This is a genomic window from Shewanella sp. 11B5 (assembly GCF_002836795.1).
GTDB classification, from domain to species: domain Bacteria; phylum Pseudomonadota; class Gammaproteobacteria; order Enterobacterales; family Shewanellaceae; genus Shewanella; species Shewanella frigidimarina.
In genome coordinates this window covers 1-1,792 of sequence record NZ_PJAP01000771.1, presented here as the reverse complement: position 1 = coordinate 1,792, position 1,792 = coordinate 1, and the positions used below count along the sequence as shown (strand labels likewise).

The 1,792-nt window shown below is 39.1% G+C and carries 1 protein-coding gene; it reads left to right on the top strand.

From position 1 onward, the window contains the following. Positions 1–1,607 (top strand): type IV pilus secretin PilQ (locus tag CXF78_RS16300; RefSeq protein ID WP_102037368.1); only part of this gene is annotated, 1,607 nt, incomplete at its 5' end. Between the last annotated feature and the right edge of the window lie 185 nt (positions 1,608–1,792).

The following is a 1,792-nucleotide window of genomic DNA, read 5'->3' as shown; positions in this document are numbered from 1 at the left end:
ATCCATTTGTTAATGGTATTAGCAGTATTGATTTTCGCCGCAATAAAACCGGTGGTGGAGAAATATTATTTAATCTTAGCAATCGTTCTGTAGCAGCGAATGTGGAACAAGTTGGTTCAAAGCTTGAGATAAAACTCTATAACACCGATATTGGTAATGACTTACTTTACGTTATGGACGTACAAGACTTTGCTACACCAGTGAATAGTTTTGAAACTTTTAAAGATGATTTAACTGCCCGTATTTTGGTTGATGTTGACGGCAACTATGACTATAACTATCGCCAAGATGGCAATGTGTTTAAAGTTAGCGTAGATAAAGTTGAGCGTGTCTCTGTAGCTAAAGAGGCTAAAAAATATAATGGCCGTTCATTGTCACTAAACTTCCAAAACATTTCAGTTCGTACTGTGTTGCAAATTATTGCTGATTATAACAACTTTAACCTGGTGACGAGCGATACTGTTGAAGGTGAGATTACCTTACGTTTAGATGATGTGCCTTGGGATCAAGCTTTAGATCTTATCTTGCAAACTAAAGGTCTCGACAAGCGTATTGAAGGTAATATGTTAATGGTGGCACCGAGTGAAGAACTTGCCATTCGCGAAAGCAATGACCTGAAAAATCGCCAAGAAGTAAAAGAATTAGCACCGCTCTATTCTGAATATTTACAAATAAACTATGCTAAAGCTATAGATATTGCCGAGTTACTTAAAACTACGGATTCAACGTTATTATCATCTCGCGGCAGTGTCGCTGTTGATGAGCGTACAAATACGTTACTGGTAAAAGATACCGCTGAGATTTTAGAAAATGTACACCGCTTAATAGAAGTATTAGACATTCCTATTAAACAAGTACTAATTGAAGCGCGTATGGTGACAGTGAAAGACGATGTATCTGAAGATCTCGGTATTCGTTGGGGCATAACTGATCAACAAGGTTCTAAAGGCACATCTGGCACCATTGGAGGAGCAACGAGTATTGCTAACGGTACTATTCCAAGCATCGATGATCGCCTCAATGTTAATTTACCGGCAGCAGCAAGTTCAGCGACCAGTATCGCTTTCCATGTGGCTAAATTGGCAGACGGTACAGTACTCGATTTAGAGTTAAGTGCATTAGAGCAAGAAAACAAAGGTGAGATCATTGCCAGCCCACGTATTACCACATCTAACCAGAAGTCGGCATACATTGAACAGGGTGTTGAAATCCCTTACGTAGAGTCTGCATCTAGCGGTGCTACAACAGTAACCTTTAAGAAGGCCGTGTTATCGCTACGTGTAACTCCGCAAATCACTCCGGATGATAGGGTGATCCTAGATCTTGAAATAACCCAAGATTCTCAGGGAACAACTGTTGCTACAGCAACGGGTGAAGCGGTTGCTATTGATACTCAGCGTATTGGTACTCAGGTACTAGTCGATAATGGCGAAACAATTGTGTTAGGTGGTATTTACCAACAAAATCTCATTAGCCGAGTAAGCAAAGTTCCGGTACTGGGTGATATTCCATTAGTTGGTTTCTTATTTAGAAATTCAACCGACACAAATGAGCGTCAAGAACTGTTAATTTTTGTAACCCCTAAGATTGTGGCTGACAAACGTTAATTTTTTACACGCTAAAGTAATAGTAAAAAGCCAGCGACTTTCTTGCTGGCTTTTTTTATGACGGTTATTTATGGGAAGTAATGACCAAACGCGTTAAATGGCGCATCACTAAATGTTACTCCAATTGAACAAATTATCGTTTTAGTGGTAATAATAGTAACTTCCTTAAAGTTTTAAGGTATTAA